This window comes from Streptococcus sp. FDAARGOS_520, from assembly GCF_003812685.1.
GTDB classification, from domain to species: Bacteria; Bacillota; Bacilli; order Lactobacillales; family Streptococcaceae; genus Streptococcus; species Streptococcus agalactiae.
In genome coordinates this window covers 784652-809070 of record NZ_CP033810.1, presented here as the reverse complement: position 1 = coordinate 809070, position 24419 = coordinate 784652, and the positions used below count along the sequence as shown (strand labels likewise).

General features: G+C 32.3%; 21 protein-coding genes and 6 pseudogenes. 26 read left to right on the top strand and 1 reads right to left on the bottom strand.

The annotated features are described in order from the left end of the window. The first annotated feature begins 20 nt into the window (after positions 1-20). Genes EGX96_RS04185 through EGX96_RS04175 form a run of 3 tightly spaced genes read left to right on the top strand, consistent with a single transcriptional unit; the run spans position 21 to position 1565 of the window. Positions 21-164 (top strand): epipeptide YydF family RiPP, encoded by a 144-nt coding sequence (locus tag EGX96_RS04185; protein ID WP_223295589.1) that lies wholly within the window; start codon positions 21-23, stop codon positions 162-164. 57 nt (positions 165-221) lie between these two features. Next, complete coding sequence (locus EGX96_RS04180; RefSeq protein ID WP_000470461.1) at positions 222-839, top strand: ATP-binding cassette domain-containing protein; 618 nt, start codon at positions 222-224, stop codon at positions 837-839. Positions 840-842: 3 nt separating this feature from the next. Next, positions 843-1565, top strand: a complete 723-nt coding sequence (locus EGX96_RS04175) for an ABC transporter permease (RefSeq protein WP_000901036.1) — start codon at positions 843-845, stop codon at positions 1563-1565. A 567-nt stretch (positions 1566-2132) separates the two neighbouring features. Here the strand turns inward: EGX96_RS04175 and EGX96_RS04170 are convergent. Continuing rightward, positions 2133-3701, bottom strand: a complete 1569-nt coding sequence (locus EGX96_RS04170) for an Nramp family divalent metal transporter (RefSeq protein WP_001053209.1) — start codon at positions 3699-3701, stop codon at positions 2133-2135. A 705-nt stretch (positions 3702-4406) separates the two neighbouring features. Here EGX96_RS04170 and merR point away from each other — a divergent pair. The 23 genes and pseudogenes from merR to EGX96_RS04055 all read left to right on the top strand — a co-directional run bounded on the left by merR (position 4407) and on the right by EGX96_RS04055 (position 24416). Then, positions 4407-4799, top strand: a pseudogene (merR, locus tag EGX96_RS04165) (Hg(II)-responsive transcriptional regulator). A 28-nt stretch (positions 4800-4827) separates the two neighbouring features. Continuing rightward, complete coding sequence (gene merA / locus EGX96_RS04160; protein WP_001031945.1) at positions 4828-6468, top strand: mercury(II) reductase; 1641 nt, start codon at positions 4828-4830, stop codon at positions 6466-6468. Between the two features lie 159 nt (positions 6469-6627). Further along, positions 6628-7881 carry an ISL3 family transposase gene (locus EGX96_RS04155; protein ID WP_001281641.1) on the top strand — a complete coding sequence of 418 codons (1254 nt, stop codon included), beginning with the start codon at positions 6628-6630 and terminating at the stop codon, positions 7879-7881. Beyond that, positions 7868-10366 (top strand): annotated as a pseudogene (locus EGX96_RS04150) (SspB-related isopeptide-forming adhesin); the annotation flags it as partial. The gene EGX96_RS04155 and the pseudogene EGX96_RS04150, both read left to right, overlap by 14 nt. A 59-nt stretch (positions 10367-10425) precedes the next feature. After that, on the top strand, positions 10426-10722 hold the full coding sequence (locus EGX96_RS04145; protein WP_000808311.1) for a hypothetical protein: 297 nt from the start codon (positions 10426-10428) through the stop codon (positions 10720-10722). A 21-nt stretch (positions 10723-10743) separates the two neighbouring features. Further along, positions 10744-11205, top strand: coding sequence for a hypothetical protein (locus EGX96_RS04140; protein ID WP_001062569.1), 462 nt, complete (start codon positions 10744-10746; stop codon positions 11203-11205). A 19-nt stretch (positions 11206-11224) separates the two neighbouring features. Then, positions 11225-12926 (top strand): annotated as a pseudogene (locus tag EGX96_RS04135) (cell division protein FtsK). A gap of 287 nt (positions 12927-13213) precedes the next feature. Continuing rightward, a complete protein-coding gene (locus EGX96_RS04130) occupies positions 13214-14446 on the top strand; it encodes a replication initiation factor domain-containing protein (protein WP_000338839.1) in 1233 nt (410 codons plus the stop codon). Positions 14447-14461: 15 nt separating this feature from the next. Further along, positions 14462-14839, top strand: a complete 378-nt coding sequence (locus EGX96_RS04125; RefSeq protein ID WP_000287186.1) for a hypothetical protein — start codon at positions 14462-14464, stop codon at positions 14837-14839. Then, positions 14823-15122 carry a helix-turn-helix domain-containing protein gene (locus tag EGX96_RS04120; RefSeq protein ID WP_000737133.1) on the top strand — a complete coding sequence of 100 codons (300 nt, stop codon included), beginning with the start codon at positions 14823-14825 and terminating at the stop codon, positions 15120-15122. Before EGX96_RS04125 ends, EGX96_RS04120 begins: the two co-directional genes overlap by 17 nt. A gap of 196 nt (positions 15123-15318) precedes the next feature. Further along, positions 15319-16668: an AAA family ATPase gene (locus EGX96_RS04115; protein ID WP_000491712.1), complete on the top strand. Its 1350-nt coding sequence runs from the start codon at positions 15319-15321 to the stop codon at positions 16666-16668. A 2-nt stretch (positions 16669-16670) separates the two neighbouring features. Beyond that, positions 16671-17240 (top strand): hypothetical protein, encoded by a 570-nt coding sequence (locus EGX96_RS04110; protein ID WP_000010056.1) that lies wholly within the window; start codon positions 16671-16673, stop codon positions 17238-17240. 134 nt (positions 17241-17374) lie between these two features. Further along, complete coding sequence (locus EGX96_RS04105; RefSeq protein ID WP_000017154.1) at positions 17375-17647, top strand: hypothetical protein; 273 nt, start codon at positions 17375-17377, stop codon at positions 17645-17647. A gap of 52 nt (positions 17648-17699) precedes the next feature. After that, the gene (locus EGX96_RS04100) at positions 17700-18182 is read left to right on the top strand and encodes an antirestriction protein ArdA (protein WP_000383283.1); all 483 of its coding nucleotides are present in this window, start codon (positions 17700-17702) and stop codon (positions 18180-18182) included. Positions 18183-18189: 7 nt separating this feature from the next. Next, entirely contained in the window at positions 18190-18663 is a 474-nt protein-coding gene (locus EGX96_RS04095; protein WP_000560386.1) for a hypothetical protein, read from the top strand. Positions 18664-18807: 144 nt separating this feature from the next. Next, positions 18808-19074 (top strand): type II toxin-antitoxin system Phd/YefM family antitoxin, encoded by a 267-nt coding sequence (locus tag EGX96_RS04090; protein WP_000387490.1) that lies wholly within the window; start codon positions 18808-18810, stop codon positions 19072-19074. Continuing rightward, the gene (locus EGX96_RS04085; protein ID WP_000481712.1) at positions 19067-19321 is read left to right on the top strand and encodes a Txe/YoeB family addiction module toxin; all 255 of its coding nucleotides are present in this window, start codon (positions 19067-19069) and stop codon (positions 19319-19321) included. Before EGX96_RS04090 ends, EGX96_RS04085 begins: the two co-directional genes overlap by 8 nt. 52 nt (positions 19322-19373) lie before the next feature. Further along, positions 19374-20327: a conjugal transfer protein gene (locus EGX96_RS04080; protein WP_000565540.1), complete on the top strand. Its 954-nt coding sequence runs from the start codon at positions 19374-19376 to the stop codon at positions 20325-20327. A gap of 20 nt (positions 20328-20347) precedes the next feature. Beyond that, positions 20348-20614 (top strand): hypothetical protein, encoded by a 267-nt coding sequence (locus EGX96_RS04075; RefSeq protein WP_001055037.1) that lies wholly within the window; start codon positions 20348-20350, stop codon positions 20612-20614. Positions 20615-20624: 10 nt separating this feature from the next. Then, on the top strand, positions 20625-21035 hold the full coding sequence (locus tag EGX96_RS04070) for a conjugal transfer protein (protein WP_000390747.1): 411 nt from the start codon (positions 20625-20627) through the stop codon (positions 21033-21035). Positions 21036-21055: 20 nt separating this feature from the next. Beyond that, positions 21056-21259, top strand: a pseudogene (locus EGX96_RS11320) (hypothetical protein); the annotation flags it as partial. Between the two features lie 36 nt (positions 21260-21295). Next, positions 21296-22098, top strand: a pseudogene (locus EGX96_RS04060) (IS5 family transposase). Positions 22099-22144: 46 nt separating this feature from the next. After that, positions 22145-24416 (top strand): annotated as a pseudogene (locus tag EGX96_RS04055) (ATP-binding protein). Positions 24417-24419: the final 3 nt, after the last annotated feature.

The window sequence follows — 24419 nt, the reverse complement described above, 5'->3', positions numbered from 1 at the left end:
TTGACTATTGAAATAAAAATATTCAGAGAGAAGTAAAACCAATTCTAAATGATATGAGCTTTGCAAAAGTTCTAACTAAGAAAAATAAATTAGACAATGTAAACGATTTATGGTATTTTGTAAGAAATTCAAAAAATAGATGGGTTGCTGGTTCAGCCCATTAATTAGAGTTTAATCTTTATGGATAGGTTGCTGTCTGAAATAAGTAAATTGGAGTAGCTATGTTTATTAATAATTACACCTTAAAAATAGGAAATAGAATACTTTTAGAGAATACTAACTTAGACTTTGAAGAAGGGGAAATAAATCATCTTTTAGGTAGGAATGGATCAGGTAAATCTCAACTAGCTAAAGATTTTATCATAAATAGAGGGAATTATTTTTCAAATGATATTTATGAAGACACGCTGATTATTTCGAGTTATTCTAATCTTCCTAGTGATGTTACCATTAACGATTTAGAAAGGACAATTCCGTGGAAGCTTTCTAAAGAAATTTATCAGTTATTGAATATTAATCAAATAAGTAAAACGGTTAAGTTAAAGCAATTAAGTGATGGGCAGAAACAAAAGGTGAAATTATTAGTTTTGTTGTCTTTAGACAAGCATATTATTATACTTGATGAAATTACTAATGCTTTAGATAAAAAGTCTGTTGATGAGATAAACGTATTTTTGCAAAACTATATTCAGTATTATCCCGAAAAAATTATTATTAATATTTCACATGATATCAATAATATCAGGTCTTTAAAGGGAAACTATTTTCTAATTGATAATCAAAAAATTTGTAAAGTAGACACATTAGATGATGCTATTAGTTGGTATTTAGGAGAATAAAAAATGTTAGGATTGGAGTTTAGAAAGTCTATAAGAGGTAGAACATTATTTTATATTATATCTACTGTAGCTTTGACCTATGTATTAGGATATATTTTACCAGTAGGGATAGATAAAATAAGACATTTAACTTTGGGAGAATTTTACTTTAGTACCTACACAGTATTTACCCAATTTGGATTTTTAATATTCGGCTTTGTCATTGTATATTTCTTTAATAAAGATTACTCTGACAAATGTATTTTATATCACTATTTTTCAGGGTATCATCTAACTAAATACTTTTATACTAAACTGTTAGTATTATTTTCAGAATTTTTTATTGCTATAATAGTTTGCAATATATTAGCTTCATTGCTTTGGGGATATTCACTATTTTATTTTTTAACAACTACAATCTTATTTTCACTCGTTGTTCTACAGTATCTACTAGTCGTCTCAACTATTAGTATCCTGTTTTCTAATATGCTAGTTTCTATTGGAGTTACTATTTTTTATTGGATTACATCCATTATTTTAGTGGCAATTGGAGGAATTTTTAAAGTATCTGCTATTTTTGATGCTTCAAATTCTCTCTATAAAATAATAGGGAAACTTTTCTCACATCCGATGACTATTGATTTAACCGACTTTTTTATAATTGTTCCTTATATGATATGCCTTAGTGTAATTAGTTTTTTGATAGTGTGCTTATCAAATAGAAGATGGTTATTAAATGGAATGTAACCTCCTATGATAAGCTAGCCTTTATAAATAACTTTGCATTAAAAAGAGGAATTTGAGGTTATCAAAAATTTCATTTAAAATCGCAACGAATCCACTTCAAGGAACACTAAAAGCCCCATCCCTAGGGCTTTTTTTGTTGAGTTAGATGTCCCTATTAGTAATTAAAGTAATTTAAATTTAATTTCTAAATAAAAATATCTAGTAAAATCAAGGGATTTGTCATTTTGGGTTTTAAAAAAGATTAAAGTAATTTTTATATTCTAGAATAAAAATTTTTTAGTATAAGTTATCTAGAATATGGGAATATGTACATACATTTTTATCTCTAAGAATAAATTCTGAGTCCAGTTAGCACCAGCCACTAAGGCTGTATCTAATGATCTCTAAATATTTTAGGTTACAACAAGATTTTTTATACATATCAATAATATTATCAAAATAGATAGCAACTCCTTATGTTGAGTTCTTTTCAATGTTATAATTGACTTCTTAAAAAATAATATCAATAAAAGTAGTAGAATTATTCTACTACTTTTATCTTTACTTGAGGCTACCTAGTTTACTAAATTAAGTTGCACTTTGTTGCATCGTACTGTATTTTTTATTTCCTTTATACAATTCAACAATAGTCCATATTAAAGTTAGTATTACACTAATAATGATGATATGAGCTATTTGATGCGCAAGAATAATTTGTTGATGAGTTGGGTTATCTCCCCAAAAACCTTCAATTTGATTTGGCAATCCCTTCATATTGAGATAAATTAATCCTATAACTGAAAGCCAACCAAGAATCTTAATTATCCAAGTATTTTTAAAATCATCATCCATTTCAACTTTACTATTAGTAAATATTAGTAGAGGTAACATTGAGAATGGTAATGCAAATGCTAAGAAGACTTGAGAGTTATTCATTAAGTTATTAATAGCTATATGTTCTTCAACAGTACTTCTACCACTAGTTACTAAGACACAAATCATTACAGGAATAACAGAAATTAGGCGAGTAATGATACGACGGAACCAAATTGGAACTTTCATATGAATAAATCCTTCCATAATAATTTGACCTGTTAATGTTCCAGTAATAGTTGAATTCTGTCCAGATGCTAATAAAGCTATTGCAAATAAAAGTGATAAAATACCTGAACTTGCTATATGAGCTAAAATAGAATTACTCATAATAGTAGAATTAGATAGTGCTTTAAATAGACCAAAGAATGATGGATCAGTAACACTTCCTGTTTTGAAAACAGCAACGCCCATAATGAGTAATAGTGAATTAACAAAAAAGGCTACTGTTAATTGAATATTTGAATCAAAAGTTGAAAACCTAATTGCTCTAGCGATATCTTTTTTGTTATTATGATCTAGTTTTCGACTTTGAACAACTGAAGAATGTAGATAAAGATTATGTGGCATAACAGTTGCCCCAATAATGCCTAAGGCACCTGAAAGTGGTGTTTGTCCATTTACTGTATGAGAGGTTGAGAAAGCTTCAGATGTAGGTACTAAACCTTTAAAAATATCCGTCCATATAGGATGAGAAAGAGCCACTTGATATGCAAAAACTAAGAAAATAACCAATATTAAAGCAACTACTAGAGCTTCAATTTTTCGAAATCCTATTTTTGTCAACAATAATAAGAGTAATACATCAAATACTGTAATGAAAACAGCAATCGCAAGTGGAATATGAAACAGTAAATAAAGTGCAATAGCCCCACCAATAACTTCAGCAATATCTGTTGCCATTATAGCAAGCTCAGTGAGAATCCATAAGACAATTCCCAACTGTTTACTGGTCCTTGCTCGGATAGCTTGAGCAAGATCCATCTGAGTAACAATACCTAGCTTAGCTGACATGTATTGAAGTAGCATAGCAATTAAACTAGACATTAAGATAATTGAAATTAGTAAATATTGAAAATTTTGACCGCCAGTTATGGAAGTGGACCAATTTCCAGGATCCATATAACCAACAGCAACAAGTGCACCCGGTCCAGAATAAGCTAGTAAAGTTTTAAAAAAGCTCAAATCTTTAGGAACTTCAATTGTCCCATTTATTTCTTCTAGGGAAGGACCGTTTGCATAATGGATAAAACTATTTGTTTTATCATTTTTTTGTAGATTCATTGAACTATAAACCTTTCCATTGAAATAGTATGGTTAAATAATATATTAACCACACCTAATTTTAGTACAATGATAAAAATTTTTCAATGTTTAATTTTAAAAATAAAGAATTCTCTTATCAGGAATAAAAGTTTAAGGGAATCAGAATCTTACTCTTTTTTCAGATCGCTATAAAGTGTTTATGTTGATACCGAAATAAAATCTTATTTAAAAAGTTAATTTTATGGTGTGACTGAAACCGAACAAATTTAAATAGAATAGTAAAGGTATAATGAAATCAAAAGATAACAACTACTTATATTTTTAGAAGAATCGACATTTATACTGTTGGGCTTTTAACACTTTAAATATGGAAAATATAACATAGTCTGCTTTTTATATATTTTAATAAAATTTATTTTGTTGAGGTAAGATTAAATAAGAAACACGTATGAAATTTAATTGATTAGCATGAAAGTTCAGAAATATTTAGATTAACTTAAATTTAAAGGGTCTTCGGAATATATAGTGGAATTACTTTCTTAATAGTTTAAAAACAACTGGTGTTTAAATCGGATTTTCTGGTGGGATGTTAGGATAATCAATAGTATTATATAAAAGTATCAATCACATACGAGTGATACTTTGGGAAAAAAATAAAATAGTCCAATTTACTTGACCGTGTACTATGGTACATGGTTTATAATATTCAGGGGGTGAAATAAGATGATTTATCGCATTAGTGAGTTTGCAGATAAATGTGGAGTTAATAAAGAAACGATCAGATATTACGAGCGAAAAAATTTATTACAAGAACCTCACCGAACGGAAGCTGGTTATCGGATATATTCATATGATGACGTTAAGCGTGTTGGGTTTATTAAACGAATATAGGAACTTGGTTTCTCTTTAAGCGAGATTTATAAATTACTTGGTGTTGTAGATAAAGATGAAGTTCGTTGTCAAGATATGTTCGAATTTGTTTCTAAAAAACAAAAGGAAGTGCAAAAACAAATAGAGGATTTAAAACGAATTGAAACTATGTTAGACGACTTAAAACAACGATGTCCAGATGAAAAGAAATTACATTCGTGTCCAATAATAGAAACATTAACATGAGAGATTAATTAACGAAAGGAGCTTTTTTATGAATAAATTTAAGGTAAACATTTCAGGAATGACTTGTACGGGTTGTGAAAAACACGTAGAATCAGAACTTGAAAAGATAGGTGCTAAAAATATTGAGTCTAGTTATCGTCGTGGTGAAGCAGTATTTGAACTGCCCGATGATATTGAGGTTGAAAGTGCAATAAAGGCGATTGATGAAGCAAATTACCAAGCCGGAGAAATTGAAGAAGTATCATCACTAGAAAACGTGGCGTTAATTAATGAAGACAATTATGACCTTCTTATTATTGGTTCTGGTGCTGCTGCCTTTTCTTCGGCAATTAAAGCTATAGAATACGGTGCAAAAGTTGGAATGATTGAGCGTGGAACGGTTGGGGGAACCTGTGTGAATATTGGCTGTGTTCCGTCAAAAACTCTTCTTAGGGCAGGGGAAATCAATCATTTATCAAAAGACAATCCGTTTATAGGTTTACAAACATCCGCTGGAGAAGTGGATTTAGCTAGTTTAATCACGCAAAAGGATAAATTGGTGAGCGAACTTCGGAATCAAAAATATATGGATTTAATTGATGAATATAATTTTGATTTAATTAAAGGTGAAGCAAAATTCGTTGATGCTAGTACGGTTGAGGTCAATGGGACAAAGTTATCTGCAAAACGCTTTTTAATTGCAACAGGTGCATCGCCTTCGTTGCCCCAAATTTCAGGACTTGAAAAAATGGACTATTTAACTAGTACAACACTTCTTGAGTTAAAGAAAATACCAAAACGATTAACTGTAATTGGTTCAGGATACATTGGAATGGAGCTTGGACAACTATTTCATCATTTAGGTTCAGAAATAACGCTTATGCAAAGAAGTGAGCGACTTTTAAAGGAGTATGATCCTGAGATTTCAGAGTCAGTTGAAAAAGCGTTAATTGAACAGGGTATAAACCTTGTCAAAGGGGCAACTTTTGAGCGTGTTGAACAAAGTGGAGAGATAAAAAGGGTTTACGTAACAGTAAATGGCAGTAGAGAAGTCATTGAATCAGATCAGTTACTTGTTGCCACTGGAAGAAAACCAAATACGGATTCTTTAAATTTAAGTGCAGCAGGTGTTGAAACTGGAAAAAATAATGAAATCCTGATCAATGATTTTGGTCAAACAAGTAATGAAAAGATTTATGCAGCAGGAGATGTGACTTTAGGACCACAATTTGTATATGTAGCAGCCTATGAAGGTGGAATTATTACTGATAATGCTATTGGTGGATTAAACAAAAAAATAGATTTATCGGTAGTTCCTGCTGTTACGTTTACGAATCCGACGGTTGCAACGGTTGGTTTAACAGAAGAACAAGCAAAAGAGAAAGGGTATGATGTGAAGACATCTGTATTACCTTTAGGTGCTGTTCCAAGAGCAATTGTAAACCGTGAAACAACCGGTGTATTTAAACTAGTAGCAGATGCAGAAACACTAAAAGTATTAGGGGTTCATATTGTATCTGAAAATGCAGGAGATGTCATCTATGCAGCATCATTAGCTGTTAAATTTGGCTTAACGATAGAAGATTTAACAGAAACCCTAGCACCATATTTAACAATGGCTGAAGGGCTAAAATTAGTTGCACTTACGTTCGATAAAGATATTTCGAAATTATCTTGTTGTGCAGGCTAAGGGAACTTTTTTACAACTCCCTATTCAAGTGAACCAGCTAATGCTTTAAGGGATTTTCTAAGTGCATTTGTGGTCACAAAAATAATTTAACACTGATGATTTCGACATCAAATCTATAATTGATACCTTAACACCGCAGAGTAATAAAGGATGAATAATATGTCAGACTTATTATCCCTACCAGACATTAAAACAATAGAACCGCCACAAGAAAATGAAACCGATATGATGTTTAAAGTTGAAGCAGTCGGACCACCTGAACGTTGTCCTGAATGTGGTTTTGACAAGTTGTACAAACACAGTTCAAGAAATCAACTAATTATGGATTTGCCCATTCGTTTAAAGCGAGTGGGCTTACATTTGAACCGTAGACGATACAAGTGTCGTGAATGCGGATCTACCATATCTGTAGATGAAAAGCGTAGTATGACCAAAAGGCTTTTAAAGTCCATTCAAGAGCAATCCATGTCTAAGACCTTTGTAGAAGTCGCAGAAAGCGTTGGTGTTGACGAGAAAACCATTAGGAACGTTTTTAAGGACTATGTGGCACTCAAAGAACGTGAATACCAGTTTGAAACTCCTAAGTGGCTTGGGATAGACGAGATACATATTATCCGTAGACCTCGGCTTGTATTGACTAATATTGAACGCAGGACTATTTATGACATCAAGCCTAACCGTAACAAGGAAACAGTCATCCAACGTCTTTCAGAAATCAGTGACAGGACTTACATTGAGTACGTCACAATGGATATGTGGAAGCCCTACAAAGACGCAGTGAACACTATCCTTCCACAAGCTAAAGTTGTCGTAGATAAGTTTCATGTAGTTAGAATGGCTAATCAAGCCTTAGATAACGTCAGAAAGTCTTTGAAAGCCCATATGAGCCAAAAAGAAAGACGTACCCTTATGCGTGAAAGGTTTATCCTTCTAAAGCGTAAACACGATCTAAATGAACGTGAATCATTCCTCTTAGATACTTGGTTAGGTAATCTTCCTGCTTTAAAAGAAGCCTATGAACTCAAAGAAGAGTTTTACTGGATATGGGATACTCCTGATCCAGATGAAGGTCATCTTCGTTATAGTCAATGGAGACACCGTTGTATGTCCAGCAACTCTAAAGACGCATATAAAGACCTCGTGAGAGCCGTAGACAACTGGCATGTTGAAATATTCAACTACTTTGATAAAAGGCTCACTAATGCTTATACGGAGTCAATTAACAGCATTATTAGGCAGGTAGAGCGAATGGGTAGAGGTTACTCGTTTGATGCCTTACGAGCCAAAATCCTTTTCAATGAGAAGCTCCATAAAAAGCGTAAGCCACGATTTAATTCAAGTGCTTTCAATAAAGCTATGTTATACGATACTTTCAATTGGTATGAAGTGAATGATCACGACATTACAGACTAGTCAAGTGTCTGCTGATCAAGTTACAACTCAAGCAACAACTCAAACAGTAACGCAAAATCAAGCAGAAACAGTAACATCAACTCAACTTGATAAAGCAGTAGCTACAGCTAAAAAAGCAGCTGTAGCTGTTACAACCACAGCTGCAGTTAATCATGCGACAACTACTGATGCACAAGCTGATTTAGCTAATCAAACACAAACAGTTAAAGATGTTACTGCAAAAGCACAAGCTAATACACAAGCTATTAAAGATGCTACTGCTGAAAATGCAAAAATTGACGCAGAAAACAAAGCAGAGTCTCAACGTGTAAGTCAGTTAAATGCACAAACTAAAGCAAAAATTGATGCTGAAAACAAAGATGCACAAGCTAAAGCAGATGCGACTAATGCACAATTACAAAAAGATTATCAAGCTAAATTAGCGAAAATCAAATCAGTTGAAGCTTATAATGCAGGTGTACGTCAACGTAATAAAGATGCACAAGCTAAAGCAGATGCGACTAACGCACAGTTACAAAAAGACTATCAAGCTAAATTAGCACTTTATAATCAAGCTCTAAAAGCTAAAGCAGAAGCAGATAAACAGTCTATTAATAATGTTGCTTTTGATATCAAAGCTCAAGCTAAAGGTGTTGATAACGCTGAATATGGAAACTCAATCATGACTGCAAAAACTAAACCTGACGGAAGTTTCGAGTTTAACCATGATATGATCGATGGTGTGAAGACAATCGGCTATGGGAAATTGACAGGTAAAGTTAATCATCATTATGTTGCTAACAAAGATGGCTCTGTGACAGCATTTGTTGACTCTATCACTCTTTACAAGTACGAGTATCGTAATGTTGCTCAAAATGCTGCTGTTAATCAAAATATTGCTTTCAGAGTCTTAACTAAAGACGGACAAATCATTTTTGAGAAGAAACATAATGGTAACAAAACTTTTGCAGAAACTTTAAACAAAACTTTACAACTCAATCTTAAATATGAGCTTAAACCACATGGTTCTAGTGGAAGCGTTGAAGTCTTTAAGATTCATGATGACTGGGTACATGACACACATGGGTCTGCTTTAGTGTCTTATGTTAATAATAATGATGTTGTTCCTAACGTTGTTATACCAAAACAGCCAACACCACCGTCAACAGAAAAAGTGACTCCTGAAGCAGAAAAACCAGTACCTGAAAAACCAGTTGAGCCTAAATTTGTAACACCTACATTAAAAACTTACACTCCAGCTCAACCAAAAGTGAAACCACATGTGTCTATTCCTGAAAAGATTAACTACTCAGTTAGTGTTCATCCTGTTTTAGTTCCAGCTGCTAATCCTTCAAAAGCTGTCATTGATGAAGCAGGTCAATCTGTTAATGGTAAAACCGTATTACCAAATGCTGAATTAAATTACGTTGCTAAACAAGACTTTAGCCAATATAAAGGAATGACTGCATCACAAGGTAAAATAGCTAAAAACTTTGTCTTTATTGATGATTATAAAGATGACGCACTAGATGGTAAGTCTATGAAAGTGAACTCAATCAAAGCATCTGATGGCACAGATGTGTCACAACTCTTAGAAATGCGACATGTGCTTTCTACGGATACTTTAGATGAGAAACTTCAAACGCTTATTAAAGAAGCAGGAATCAGTCCTGTTGGTGAGTTTTACATGTGGACTGCAAAAGATCCACAAGCTTTTTATAAAGCTTATGTTCAAAAAGGTCTAGATGTTACTTATAACTTATCATTTAAAGTTAAAAAAGAGTTTACTAAAGGTCAAATTCAAAATGGTGTTGCACAAATCGACTTTGGCAATGGATATACAGGTAATATTGTAGTCAATGATTTGACAACTCCAGAAATACATAAAGATGTGTTAGACAAAGAAGATGGCAAGTCTATCAACAATGGTACTGTCAAATTAGGTGATGAAGTTACTTACAAATTAGAGGGTTGGGTAGTTCCAACAGGTCGTTCTTATGATCTATTTGAATACAAATTTGTGGATCAATTACAACGCACACATGATCTTTACTTACGTGATAAAGTGGTCGCTAAAGTTGATGTGACATTAAAAGATGGTACAGTCATTAAAAAAGGGACTAATTTAGGAGAGTACACAGAAACAGTTTACAACAAAAAGACAGGTCTCTATGAATTAGTCTTCAAGAAAGACTTCCTTGAAAAAGTTGCAAGTTCTAGTGAATTTGGGGCAGATGATTTTGTGGTGGTTAAACGTATCAAAGCAGGTGATGTTTACAATACCGCAGACTTTTTTATCAATGGGAATAAGGTTAAAACTGAAACTGTGGTAACACATACTCCTGAGAAACCAAAACCAGTTGAACCACAAAAAGCAACTCCAAAAGCTCCTGCTAAAGGATTACCTCAAACTGGTGAAGCAAGCGTTGCCCCTCTTACAGCACTTGGAGCAATCATCTTGTCAGCTATCGGTTTAGCAGGATTTAAAAAACGCAAAGAAAATTAAAAAGTCAATATTCAGAAGCACTTGAAAAAGTGCTTCTTATTTTTAGAAAAGAGGAAATTATGAAACAAGAAACATTAGTGTTACTTCCAAATTTTATTGGAGATGCAATTTATGAAGGATTTGAAGCTGGACCTGCTCAATTAAATGGTAAAAAAGGGTCTTATACAAGACACATTTTGTTTAATGAAAAACATGGTAAGTTTTATGTTTATACACCAGCATCTTCACGTGTGATTGGAAATGGAAAAATGGTAACTGTTGAAAAACCGTTATTGTTTATTGACAATACAATTAATGGTAGAAATATTGAACCTGCAAAAAATGTATGGGCTGAAAAGCTTATTGAAGTGAAATAAGGAAAGTAGAGGATTAGAAATATGGCAAAAATTGGTTTAAACTTTGGAGAAAAATTACAAATTGCAGATAAGGAATATCGTACCTTTAATGATGGATTGGATGTAAATGTTTTGTTAGGAGATTTAACTTGGAGACGATATGAAGAACCAGTTCAATTTACGGAAGATGATACGACACAACCACCAGATCGATTTGGTCGTTATCCACAAAAACCAACAGGTGAAGTGAAGTGGAATGATATTGCAGTATTTAGTACTGCTCAAAATGAAACAATTTTTGTTTCAATTACTGATATGCCTTCTTATGCAATCGAGGATTTAGGTCTTAAATTGGGTGACCCTATTGAATTAAGTGATGTTGTTGTGACATGGTCTAACGTTTCAGGTGGTATGTTTAAAATTTTTGCATCATCACTTAAGAAAAAGGATGTTGCAAATAATGGAAACGCATCAAAAAATGAAGCATCTAAAGTTAATAAATAAACGGTAAAGGAGGGGTAATTTGGCTCGTTTAATACCACAATATAGAGGGATTAAGGTAAAACCATATATGAGGTATATGAGTTATTACCTTTTTTCTTTTCTATTTATTTTGTTTTTGACACCTGTAGGCGTGTATAGTTATTACTATTTAGATTTGTTAAAAATGATGGATAAAATGTCTATGATCAGTGTAGGTACAGGTTTGTTTTTAGCATTTTTTGTTTCTTGGTATTTGACTTGGTTTTTGCAAGAAGCTAATCCATTATTTAATAAACTAGATCGATTAAAAAGAATGTCTAAGTTTTTATATGAGAATGGCTATGTTTATGAAAAACGTAAAAAATCAAATAAGAAAACGAAGACAAAATATCGTTTTCCAAAAGTTTATGTGAAACAAGGTAAGTATGATTTAAGTGTTTCATTTGAAATGGCTGGAGGAAAATTTCAAAAGAAATTTAAGGATATTGGTGGAGAATTAGAAGATACTTTTTTCATGGATTTTATGGAAAAAACTGATGATCCACGCTTTAAAATTTACAAATTAGCTTATTCGGCTTTCTTATCACGTATTACGGTTAAAGATGTGATATGGGATAAAGATAAGGGAATTAAGTTAATGGATGGCTATTATTGGGATTTCATCAATGATCCTCATTTATTAGTTGCTGGTGGTACTGGTGGAGGTAAAACAGTATTACTAAGGTCAATCCTTCGTTGTCTTGCGGAAATTGGAGTTTGTGATATATGTGACCCTAAAAGAGCCGATTTTGTTACTATGTCAGATTTATCAGCTTTTGAAGGTAGAATTGCCTTTGAAAAGGCTGATATTATTGAGAAGTTTGAAAATGCTGTTACGATAATGTTTGCACGTTATGATTTTGTTCGAAATGAAATGAAGCGTTTAGGTCATAAAGACATGAAAAAGTTTTATGATTATGGATTGGAACCTTATTTTTTTGTATGTGATGAATATAATGCTTTAATGAGTTCTTTGTCTTATCAGGAACGTGAGATTGTAGATAATGCATTTACTCAATATATATTGTTAGGACGTCAGGTTGGATGTAATGCGATTATAGCAATGCAAAAGCCGTCTGCAGATGATCTTCCCACTAAAATTAGATCTAATATGATGCACCATATCTCGGTTGGTCGTCTCGATGATGTTTGGTGATGAAAATAGAAATAAGGAATTTAGGTTTATTAAATATCTTGCAGGTCGTCGTGTTTATGGTCGAGGTTATTCAGCTGTTTTTGGTGAAGTAGCAAGAGAATTTTATTCTCCTTTATTACCTAAAAATTTCTCTTTTTATGATGCTTTTGAAAAAATAAATAGGCATGAGAATCCTTTTGATCCTACAGAAAATCAGGAAGTTTCTAAGGCGATTCTTAAAGACGAATCTTTGAGAGAGTTTGTGGAAAAAACGTCTGAAAATGAGTTACTTAAGGGTTCAGTAGGGTTTGATTTTGATGATGAAATGGAGGAAATGGAAAATATGAGTATTGGTGATTTAGCTAAGAAAACAGGTTTTTCATTTGGTAAGATTAAGAATTTAATAGATATGATTGAAAAAGATAATTATATGACTTTTAGTCGTGAAGATGAAAAGGTTGTATTAAATGATTCTGATGCAGTCGTCTTAGAAAGTTTACTGACACAAAAAGATGAATTTGAGGGTAGCTGGAAAGAGTTACTATTGAATTATTTTAAGGGTGAATAGTAGATGAAGGGTATTTTTTAAATATCCTTCTGTAAAGCCCTAGTGTAGCTGTAGGCGTAGTGTAGCGTAGCGAAAACGGACACGCCGGACACAGCGCACACACTAGGGCTTTACAGAGGGATTTATCAATTTTAAAACCCCCGTTTTCTAATAGGGGGGTAAGAAATGAAAAATTTCGAATTTTAACCCCCAAAAACCTATATGTATCAAGGGTTTTCAGATTTTTAAAGGTGGGTCATTTTAGTGAAAAAAGTGGGTCACTAATCCTAAGAAGGAGTTTGTTTATTGTGGATGCTATCTATTTAAAAAAATTTCGAAAGAAAACAGGTCTAAAACAAAAGGAATTTGCTTTAAGTTCTGGTTTGACATTGAAATCACTTAGAAACTATGAGCAAGGAAAGCGGAAGTTGACACTTGAAAAGTATCAAGAGATAAAATCACATTTTGGATATCTAGTAGAAAATGATAGTTCACGATTACAAGTGATGATTGACTATGTCAGAATTACGTTAAAGGATGTTAGGGATCTTGAATTTTTCTGTCGTAACTTTTTGCACTGTGCATTTAAAGAATTTCAGCCTTTTGAATCGAAGTTGATGAATTACAATCATCTTTGGAAACGTGGAGATATTTGGATATTTGATTTTGCGGATAAACATGAGACAGGTAATTTTCAAATAACTGTTCAATTGTCTGGTCGTGGATGCCGACAATTGGAATTGTTGATGGAAACTGAAAAATTTACATGGCATGATTGGTTAAGTTATCTAAGAAATTCATATCGTGATGATATGAATGTGACACGTTTTGATATTGCTATTGATGAATTGTATCTGGGTAAGGATAGAGAAAATGAACAGTTTCATTTGTCAGATATGATTTCAAAATATTATCGTCATGAGTTAGATTTTGAAAGTTTGAGAACTTGGAATTATATAGGTGGCGGTTCTTTAAATTTTTCGGATATGGAAGAGATTGAGCAGAATAGACAAGGAATATCGCTTTATTTTGGTAGTCGTCAATCAGAAATGTATTTTAACTTTTATGAAAAACGTTATGAAATTGCAAAGCAGGAAGGAATTACTGTTGAAGAAGCTTTAGAAATTTTTGAATTGTGGAATCGTTATGAGATACGGTTATCTCAAAGTAAAGCTAATGCGGCAGTTGATGAATTTATTTCTGGAGTGCCGATTGGTGAAATATCCAGAGGGTTAATTGTTAGTAAGATTGACGTGTATGATGGGAAAAATGAATATGGGTCGTTTCAAGCAGATAGAAAGTGGCAATTAATGTTTGGAGGTGTTGAGCCTTTAAAATTTGTTACAAAGCCAGAGGCTTATAGTATTGAACGAACCTTACGTTGGTTAAGTGATTCTGTTTCTCCGTCTTTAGCTATGATAAGAGAGTATGACATGATTGTGGATGGTGACTATTTACAAACCATTCTTAATTCTGGGGAAGTCAATGAACGTGGGGAGAAGATACTTGACAGTATCAAAGCTAGCTTAGGTATTTTGTAGGAGGTAAGTTTTGTTTTGTATAGTAACCGAGAATTTGCTTATTTTGTTAATAGACGAAATAATTTAGATAAAATGATTGATTTACTAGTTTTTATGATTCCTGATCGTGAGTTTTATTATCCTGAGATTCAAACAGGTGAGCTTAGAGATTATCAGATAGACATTTATGATTTGATTAAGATTGGTTATGTTGGTGTTTATGAAATTCAAAAAGACTACGAAGATAAGTTAAGGGAACTTGCTGATTTTAAACGGAAACTTTTAAAGTTTGGTTTGCTTATGCAACCTTTAGAAAAGCAAAAAGAGATAGTTATTCGTTTAGCTGGTAAATATCGTTTGGAAAAAAGAATTCTGATGAGAAGGGAAATGTTTAGAGATGAAGAAGTTGACTAATTTTCCACAAAAACTAAAAGAATTGCGTAAAGAAAAAAAACTAACTCAAACTGAGCTAGCGTCTAAATTAAATATAAGTCAAAAGTCATATAGTAATTGGGAAAGTGGTAAAGCTGAACCTACTTTAGATAATATAATAAAGTTAGCAAATATCCTAGATGTTACTGTAGATTATTTACTTGGTAGAAGTGATAATTTTAGTAATACTATTGTGCTTTCAAAAAACAATATGAAAAGTTTTTCTAAAAGACTGAAAGAGTTAAGGTTAGAAAAAGAATATTGATGAAAAGGGAATTATTTCGAGAATATGAAACTGACTAATTTGAGGAAGGTTTGGATGACTTCAGAATAATCAAAAGAGGTTATATATATTAATTTATAAAAGGATAATTTATCTTGTGTTTTTTAGTAAAGTGGTGTACAATTTGTATTGTACATATGTTAAAAACAAAAAATCGTAATAGAAACGAGGGATGCATATGTTTAGTAAAATAGAATTTAAAAACTTTATGTCCTTTTCAAATTTGACTTTTGATTTGCTGAATAGAGGAAAATGTAAGGATATTATTGCAATCTATGGAGAAAACGGTTCAGGAAAAACAAATATTGTTGAAGCTTTTAAGTTACTAGTTTTGTCATTACAATCAATGGAATCCTTAAATGAAAATACACGATTACAATCATTATTAAAAGAACAAACAAATAAAGAAGAAAATCAAAAAACTAACTTTGGTGATATATCAGAAATCTTAGATAAAATCAGTTTCTTCACCACTTTTAAGGGCATAGCGAAAAATACTCATAGAATTGCATCTGAAGGTAATACGATTCTAAAATATTATTTTAATATCGAAAAAGATAATGGTTATTACCTTCTAGAATATAATGAAAATAATGAACTAGTAAAAGAGGAGCTAGTATTTAAGATAAAATCCAATAAGGGAGTTCATTTCAGTATTACTAACATAGATGGTTTATCTCAATCATTAAATAAGACAATTTTTAAGAATACTATTTTTAAAGATTTGACTGAACAAATAGAAAAATATTGGGGTAAACATACATTCCTATCAATATTTAATAATTATTGTCTAGAAGTAAATGAAGAGTTTATTAATGAACAAGTTTCTATAAATTTTCAAAAAGTAGTTGATGAATTTGATAAAATTTTTATTTGGAGTGGTAATTTTAGAGGTCCTTTTCATTCGACAGAATTATTATTGAAAGATATTTCAAAAGGTAAAATTGATAAGTCGGAAAAAGAAAAACTTTCCTATACTGAGGAAATTATTTATAAATATTTTAGTGCATTATATATTGATATAAAAGATGTTAAATATAAGCAGGATGCTCAAGGTCAAGAAATAAAATATGAACTCATGATCCGAAAAAATATTGGAGGTGATCTTGTAGATGTACCAATAAGTTTAGAATCTCAGGGAACAAAAAATCTTCTGGATCTTCTAAAAGTTTTTAACAATGTGTTGGATGGGAAAATATGTATCGTTGATGAAATTGACTCAGGTATTCATGATCTTTTAATGAATAGTATTCTGAATGACTTGAAAGGAAGTGTGAATGGTCAGTTAATATTTACAACGCATGATACAACGTTATTGAAGGAATTATCACCGAGCTCAGCTTATTTTTTAAATGTAGATATTAAAGGTAATAAAGTTATCATTTCTGGCAATGAGGCAGATAAAAAAATAGGAGTAAATAACAATTTAGAAAAATTATATTTGTCTGGTTTCTTTGGTGCTGTACCAGATCCATTAGATATTGATTTTTCAGATTTATTTCTTGATCATAATTTAAGCGAGGACTAAAAATGAGTTTTCGTAAATACACAAAAGCCATAGTAATTGTTCACGGTAAAAGTGAACTGGATTTTGTTAAACATATTAAATCAAAACTGAGGCTTCCTCTTGAAATATACTCGAGGTCAAATGGGAAAACATCTATACAAATATCTTCGATTAATGATATTTTAAAAAATAGAGATTTTAAAACTAAAAAATGTTTTAAAGAAAAATTTTTCAAGGTTGAGTGCGATAAAAAAGGAAATCCCAAAAACGTTAAAATCTTTATTATCATGGATATTGATGATACATCGCAGGAAAAGATAGATTCCTATAAGAGTTCTACATTATTTGTAAAAGATTGGAAAAAAGATTTTATTGTTCCTATATGGAATGATAGCAATTTCGAGGAGGTCCTTAATGATATTGGTTATTGGTATGCTAAGAATGATAAAGAAAAGAGACACTACAAAAAGCTGTTTCCTGTAGAACGAGGGGAGCAGGATGTGGAGACGATAAAAGAGCTAAGAGATAAGTTAATTTCTTCAAATAAGAGTAATTTAGATGAATTTTTAACTTTCTGTATTGAATCCTCGTAATGTAATTTATATATGAGTAATTAGAACTTCTTTATAGGAGTTCTTTTTTTGTGGGTGAAAATTATGAAAATTAGATGTCCAACTGTAATAGGTTGATTTATTGTTAGAGTCTAAAGAAAAAAGAGGAAAATAAAATGTCAGGAACACGTTCAGAAGCAGATAAAAAGTTGTTAGTGGTTACTCAGGAGCTTTCAGAGCTGTTGGTCAGCCATCAGTATGAACAGTCATGGGAAAAAGCTGGAGAGTTAAATAGCTTACTTAAAAAGCGTGAAGAATTGACTTTACCAGGTTATATGGTCGACATGATTCAACAACATTTGAAATCATACTACTACCAAAATAATATGATTAATAAGGCTCATAAGTCTATGTCAGCGATTGGTCATAAACTACAAGAATTTCATTAAGGGTGAGAGCAAGTCAATGGCTTGCTCCTTTTTTAATTAAGGAGTGTCAAAAATGGATGTTAGTGCAATTGTTAGAGATATAAAAACTGGTAGAGCTACGTTAGTTTGTTTTCCTGTGGAAATGAGTGAGCTTAAGTTAGCTTTGGGGCTTCGTGAAGAAGATGATTTAGAGTATATTATTGCAGATTCGGATTGTCAGTTACTAAAAGAACATGATTCTATTGAGATGATTAATCAATTTGTTGAACTGGTAGAGAATGTTGATAGTGAACTTGTTAAAGCAGTGCATCAGGTAATAGGTTATACTGCCTCAGACTTTGTGGATTATGATTTTAATTTTGGTGATTGTTGTTTACTGTCTGATGTCACAACTAGACGAGAACTAGGTGAATATTATTTCGATGAATTAGGCGTACAAGGAGTTGGTAAAGAGGCTCTGGAGATGTATTTTGATCATGAAGCTTATGGTCGAGATATTGACTTAGAAAGCCAAGGTGGTTTTTCAGACTACGGATATGTCGAAATATCAGGGTAAGTAGATAATGATTGCAATTATAAGGACTCGTGAAAAAGGTAGAAGTCAATTTTTATGTGAGTTAGACATCATGCAGTTTACGGAAAATCAAGTAAGAAACCGTATGATAGAAAAAGGCATTAAGGATGATGCCTTTTTTATTTGTGGTTTTTCTGATTGGAATGTTGATAGGATTATGTCACTTACAGAAGTCTATCTTTTAAAAAGATGTATTGAAGGACTTTATGATGGTGATGACTATATTGTTCAATATCTTTTGAAAAAAGGTTTATCAGTTCATTCAATAGTGACAAAATATTATATATTTTTGTCAAATAATGAAAATAAAGTAATGAAATATATCTTAAGGAAAGTTGAATTTGATTCTTTAATTGATTTTTGGCAACGGTCAGTAACTTGGGTAAATGCTTTAAATGCTTATATTGAAGAAGGAATAGTATTAAACACCTCAAAAGGTTTTTACGTGTTAAAAACAGAATGAGGAGGTAATTGGAAGCTTAACGATAATTTATGTATTGTTATCATTTGTAAGTTATTTATTTAGTGATTATCAAAACCAAAACTTGTACAACATGTTGTCAAATGATATAATAACAACATATCTAGTAAAGTTGAGGTGATTAATATGGAGGCTATTGTTTATTCACATTTTAGAAATAATTTAAAAGATTATATGAAGAAGGTCAATGATGAATTTGAGCCTTTGATTGTAGTTAATAAAAATCCTGATGAAAATATAGTGGTTTTATCTCAAGATAGCTGGGAAAGTTTACAAGAAACGATTCGTTTGATGGAAAATGATTATCTATCACATAAGGTTATTAATGGTATATCACAAGTTAAAGAGAAGCAAGTCACTAAACATGGTTTAATTGAGGTAGAAGATGTTTAATTTTACTGAAGAAGCATGGAAAGATTATGTTTCTTGGCAACAGGAAGATAAAAAAATCTTGAAACGAATTAATCGTTTGATAGAAGATATTAAAAGAGACCCATTTGAAGGCATTGGAAAACCAGAACCTTTAAAATACCATTATTCAGGGGCTTGGTCTCGAAGAATTACAGAAGAACATAGGTTGATTTATATGATAGAAGATGGAGAAATCTATTTTTTATCTTTTAGAGATCATTATAAGTAGAAGTAGTCGCTAAAAAAAGTGACTGCTTTTTTATTTTATAGAAAGGGGTTAAATGATTGATATACAAAAAATAAAAAAGTTTCTATTGAGATATACAAAGAAAGAAGAGGGAGGTAAACAGCCTAAGACAAAAGAAGTAAAGCAAAGGACAGCCAATTTTATTGTCTATGGTATCTTAGGTTTGTTATTTATTGTAGGATTTTTTGGATCATTGAGGGCAATTGGCTTATCTAATCAGGTACAACATTTAAAAGAAACAGTTATTGCTGTAGAAAAAAAGTCAAAACATAAGAAAACTGATGATTCATTAGATATATCTAGAATTCAGTATTACATGAATAATTTTGTCTACTACTATATCAACTATTCACAAGATACTGCAGATCAAAGAAAAACAGAATTAGAAAATTATTATTCTTTCTCAACTGCCAGTATGACAGATGATGTTAGAAAGTCTAGGACTTTGCAGACACAACGTTTAATAAGTGTTGAAAAAGAAAAAGATTACTATATAGCTTTGATGCGTATTGGTTATGAAGTTGATAAAAAATCATATCAGATGAACTTGGCTGTTCCTTTTCAGATGCAAAGAGGATTGCTTGCAATCGTTAGTCAACCTTATACTGTGGCAGAAGATTTGTATTTAGGTAAATCTAAAGCATTTGAGAAGAAAACATTAGATCAAGTCAAGGAACTATCGAAAGAACAAGTAAGTTCTATTCAAAAGTTTTTACCAGTTTTCTTTAATAAATATGCCTTAAGTAACAAGACAGACTTGAAACTGTTAATGAAAACTCCAGAACTGATGGGGAAAGGATTTAAAGTTAGTGAGCTAGATCTTAATAATGCGATTTATTATCAAGAAAAAAAGCATCAAGTCGTGCAATTATCAGTAACTTTTGAAGATCTTGTAACAGGTGGCACACGATCAGAAAACTTTACATTATATTTATTTAAAGCAGACAATGGTTGGTATGTTGAAGAGATGTATCATTATTTTAAATAGAGGTGTAAGAGAGGGAAAAAATGAATTTAGTAAAAGTGAATAGTGTTATTTTAGCAGGTGGTCCCAACGTTTCAGGACTAAAGCAATTTTTTCAAGGTGATGGGATTTACCTCATTAGTGTAATTGCTGTCTTTATAATTATTAAGAATTGGAAAGAAGCTAATTGGTTAAAAGTTTTCTCAACCTTAGCTATTTATGCGATTATTGTATCAATGCTTAAAGGTCAACAGATTCTATCTTTTTTGGGTGGAATGCTTCGCTGGTTTGGTGTTGAGACGGGGTTATAAGTTATAAGTTATGGAAGAAGAAAAATATTTTGATTACAGCAGGGGCTTGAATGCTCCTTACTGGATTCAGGAAGTTAAAACGGCAAAAGGCAAAGTGATTTGGTATTTTTCTACACCTATGCAGTTATCATTTTTTATTGTTTTCTTTATCATCTTAATGTTGATGCTGACGGTATGTTCTCCATTAATGCAGGTGTTAAATGCTTTAACGCATTCCGTTTCAATGCTCTTGTATTGGTTTGTTCCAAGCAAGTTAGCGAAATTTTATGTAGAATATGAACCGCAAGGAAAAAAGATGCATATCTTTTTGTGGGATTATCTGGTTTATCTCAAAGATTTTGGGTTAAATAAAAAAGGTATCTATCAAGGAGAACGTGTTGATATTGAAGAAGAAATAGTTTTTGAGAAAACGAAAATATAAAGACTAAGAAAGGAGATCAGATGGTAAAAAAATTGGAATATCCGATTGATAGAATACATCAGAATTTAGCTTTACGAAAAGATAAAGTTGTTGTCGCATACTATCGTATTCCAAATACCCCAATCACTATTACAGATAGTGATAAGAAAGATAGTCACAAAACGAAAGTAGCACAGGTTATCAAAAAATTAGCTAAATATAAAAATTTTGATATTTCATTAATAGACTTCCTGCGAAACAAAATATGGTACAATAGTTCTATGAATTATGAAGCAAGCAAACAATTAACTGATGTACGATTTAAGCGCCTTGTTGGTGTTCAGCGCACTACTTTTGAAGAGATGTTAGCTGTGTTAAAAACAGCTTACCAACGTAAACACGCAAAAGGTGGCCGAACCCCTAAGTTAAGCTTAGAAGATCTCCTCATGGCTACTCTTCAATACATGCGAGAATACCGCACTTATGAACAAATTGCGGCTGATTTTGGCATTCACGAAAGCAACTTAATCCGTCGAAGTCAATGGGTTGAATCAACTCTTATTCAAAGTGGTTTTACGATTTCAAAAACTCATCTTAGTGCTGAGGATACGGTGATTGTGGATGCAACAGAGGTAAAAATCAATCGTCCTAAAAAATCAACTAGCGAATTATTCTGGTAAAAGAAATGTCATGCTATGAAGGCTCAGGCGATTGTCACAAGCCAAGGGAGAATTGTTTCTTTGGATATTGCAGTGAACTATTGCCACGATATGAAGTTGTTCAAAATGAGTCGCAGAAACATCGGACAAGCTGCTAAAATCTTGGCAGACAGTGGTTATCAAGGGATCATGAAGATGTATTCACAAGCGCAAACTCCGAGGAAATCAAGCAAACTTAAGCCACTAACTCTTGAAGATAAAACCTATAACCATACGCTATCCAAAGAGAGAATCAAGGTTGAGAATATTTTGCCAAAGTAAAAACGTTTAAAATATTTTCAACAACCTATCGAAATCGACGCAAACGGTTTGGATTACGAATGAATTTGATTGCTGGAATGATCAACCGTGAACTAGGATTTTAGTTTCGCAGGAAGTCTAATACCAAAAGATTATCTTCTTGGTGAAAAAATGTCGGATTTTGAAGCGGATCTAGCAGATGATGTTAAAGAATTAGGGTTAGAAACACTCGATTTTACAGTTGATACGTTAACACATGAAATGGAGATACCGTATCAGTTTGATTGGTTAATTGGAGTTGATCTTGGTAAAGGGCAATACAATGCTAATATAAAAGAATTTATTTATAATCAGTTTGAATCTATCGCATCAAACTTCGCTTCTTTAGCTGGTTATGAGGTAGAAGTAGATGAAGATTGGTATAAAGAACATTCAGAAGAAGAATTACTTGTCTATAGTTTATTGTCTACCCTGAAAGCCAAAAGATTAACGGATGTTGATTTATTTTATTATCAACGGATGCAATTTTTAAGATATGTTCCCCATACTAAAAGTGAGGTTATAGCTAATCGGAATATGTTAAATGTGACAGATACGTTGATTAAATCACTAGAAGGTGGTTTTTTAAAATTGGAGAGTGCTTATGGGAGTTCATTTGTATCCGTTCTTCCAGTAGGTCGGTTCTCTACCATATTTAATGGCTTTCATCTTGGTGAACTAGTTCAAAGAATGAGTTTTCCGGTTGAATTAAGATTTAAAGCGGAATTTATAGATAAGACAAAATTGGGTGGCACTATGGGTCGCTCAAATACACGCTATGATCAAATCATGAAAGAAGCTTATAACACAAATACGGTTCAACAAGATGATATCTTGATGGGAGCATATTCGCTTAAGGATCTTATGAAAAAAGTTGGAAATAAGGAAGAAATCATAGAGTATGGTTGTTATTTGGTAGTTGCTGGTTCTAGTTTAAATCAACTAAAACAACGTAGATATGCCATTTTAAGTTACTTTGATGATATGAAAGTCAATGTTTATGAAGCCAGTCATGATACACCATATTTATTTCAAGCGTTACTTTATGGTCAAGATTTACAAAAAACAACTCGTAAGTGGAATCATTTAGTAACTGCTCGAGGTTTTTCGGAGTTGATGCTTTTTTACAAATACCCAATCAGGTAACAGGATTGGTTGGTATATTGGACGAGTAGATAATCGTTTAACTGCTTGGGATTCTATTGACGAAGCTATTATGGGATCTAAAAATCTTGTCTTATTTAATGCGACAGTCGCGAATAAAGAAGATGTTGCTGGTAAGGTTACTAAAAATCCTCACGTGATTATAACTGGGGCGACAGGTCAAGGGAAATCATACTTAGCACAGATGATCTTTTTACATACTGCTCAACAAAATGTTCGTGTCCTTTATGTTGACCCTAAACGAGAACTACGGCAACACTATTTAAAAGTTGTTTCTGATCCAGAGTATGCACGTAAGTTTCCTCTACGTAAGAAGCAAATTGAGGAAACGAATTTTGTCACTCTTGATAGTTCTGTCAAAGAAAATCATGGTGTATTAGATCCTATTGTTATTCTTGATAAGGAAGGTGCTTCCTCAACGGCTAAAAATATGTTGCTTTATTTGTTAAAAAACGCTACAGAGATTAAATTAGATCAAACAACAGCTTTAACAGAAGCAATTAGTCAAGTCATTGCAAAACGTGAAGCTGGTGAAGTCGTTGGTTTTAATCAGGTTATTGAAGTTCTTATTGATTCTGAAAGTGATGAAGTTCAGTCAGTTGGTCGTTATTTTAAAGCTATTATTCAGAATTCTATTTTAGAGTTGGCATTTTCAGATGGTGATGTTGCTGGTCTTTCTTACGAAGAACGTGTGACAGTTTTAGAAGTTGCGGATTTATCATTGCCTAAGGACGGTTCAGATCATATATCTGATCATGAAAGTAATTCGATTGCTTTAATGTTTGCTTTAGGTGCGTTTTGTAAGCATTTTGGTGAGCGTAGTGATGATGAAACAGTTGAAATTTTTGATGAAGCATGGGTACTTATGCAATCCTCAGAAGGTAAGGCTGTTATCAAGTCTATGCGTCGTGTTGGTCGCTCTAAGTATAATGTGTTGATGCTAGTATCTCAATCGGTTCATGATGCAGAAAACGATGATGATACGACCGGCTTTGGGACAATTTTTTCATTTTATGAAAAATCGGAACGTGAAGATATTTTAAGTCATGTTGGTTTAGAAGTAACACCTAAGAATCTAGAATGGATTGATAATATGATTTCAGGTCAATGTCTTTATTATGATGTTTACGGTAACTTGAATATGATTTCGATACATAACATTCATCCAGATATTGATCCATTGTTAAAACCTATGAAGAAAACAGTATCAAGTCACCTTGAAAATAAATATGCTTCGTAGAAG

Excerpts from the sequence above, each read along its gene's own strand:
- EGX96_RS04120 (WP_000737133.1), top strand. The coding sequence starts at position 14,823 with ATGAAGAAGTTGACTAATTTTCCACAAAAACTAAAAGAATTGCGTAAA.
- EGX96_RS04090 (WP_000387490.1), top strand. The coding sequence starts at position 18,808 with ATGGAGGCTATTGTTTATTCACATTTTAGAAATAATTTAAAAGATTAT.
- EGX96_RS04095 (WP_000560386.1), top strand. The coding sequence starts at position 18,190 with ATGATTGCAATTATAAGGACTCGTGAAAAAGGTAGAAGTCAATTTTTA.
- EGX96_RS04105 (WP_000017154.1), top strand. The coding sequence starts at position 17,375 with ATGTCAGGAACACGTTCAGAAGCAGATAAAAAGTTGTTAGTGGTTACT.
- EGX96_RS04145 (WP_000808311.1), top strand. The coding sequence starts at position 10,426 with ATGAAACAAGAAACATTAGTGTTACTTCCAAATTTTATTGGAGATGCA.
- EGX96_RS04110 (WP_000010056.1), top strand. The coding sequence starts at position 16,671 with ATGAGTTTTCGTAAATACACAAAAGCCATAGTAATTGTTCACGGTAAA.
- EGX96_RS04170 (WP_001053209.1), bottom strand. The coding sequence starts at position 3,701 with ATGAATCTACAAAAAAATGATAAAACAAATAGTTTTATCCATTATGCA.
- EGX96_RS04070 (WP_000390747.1), top strand. The coding sequence starts at position 20,625 with ATGGAAGAAGAAAAATATTTTGATTACAGCAGGGGCTTGAATGCTCCT.
- EGX96_RS04115 (WP_000491712.1), top strand. The coding sequence starts at position 15,319 with ATGTTTAGTAAAATAGAATTTAAAAACTTTATGTCCTTTTCAAATTTG.
- merA (WP_001031945.1), top strand. The coding sequence starts at position 4,828 with ATGAATAAATTTAAGGTAAACATTTCAGGAATGACTTGTACGGGTTGT.
- EGX96_RS04180 (WP_000470461.1), top strand. The coding sequence starts at position 222 with ATGTTTATTAATAATTACACCTTAAAAATAGGAAATAGAATACTTTTA.
- EGX96_RS04175 (WP_000901036.1), top strand. The coding sequence starts at position 843 with ATGTTAGGATTGGAGTTTAGAAAGTCTATAAGAGGTAGAACATTATTT.
- EGX96_RS04085 (WP_000481712.1), top strand. The coding sequence starts at position 19,067 with ATGTTTAATTTTACTGAAGAAGCATGGAAAGATTATGTTTCTTGGCAA.
- EGX96_RS04155 (WP_001281641.1), top strand. The coding sequence starts at position 6,628 with ATGTCAGACTTATTATCCCTACCAGACATTAAAACAATAGAACCGCCA.
- EGX96_RS04100 (WP_000383283.1), top strand. The coding sequence starts at position 17,700 with ATGGATGTTAGTGCAATTGTTAGAGATATAAAAACTGGTAGAGCTACG.
- EGX96_RS04075 (WP_001055037.1), top strand. The coding sequence starts at position 20,348 with ATGAATTTAGTAAAAGTGAATAGTGTTATTTTAGCAGGTGGTCCCAAC.
- EGX96_RS04080 (WP_000565540.1), top strand. The coding sequence starts at position 19,374 with ATGATTGATATACAAAAAATAAAAAAGTTTCTATTGAGATATACAAAG.
- EGX96_RS04140 (WP_001062569.1), top strand. The coding sequence starts at position 10,744 with ATGGCAAAAATTGGTTTAAACTTTGGAGAAAAATTACAAATTGCAGAT.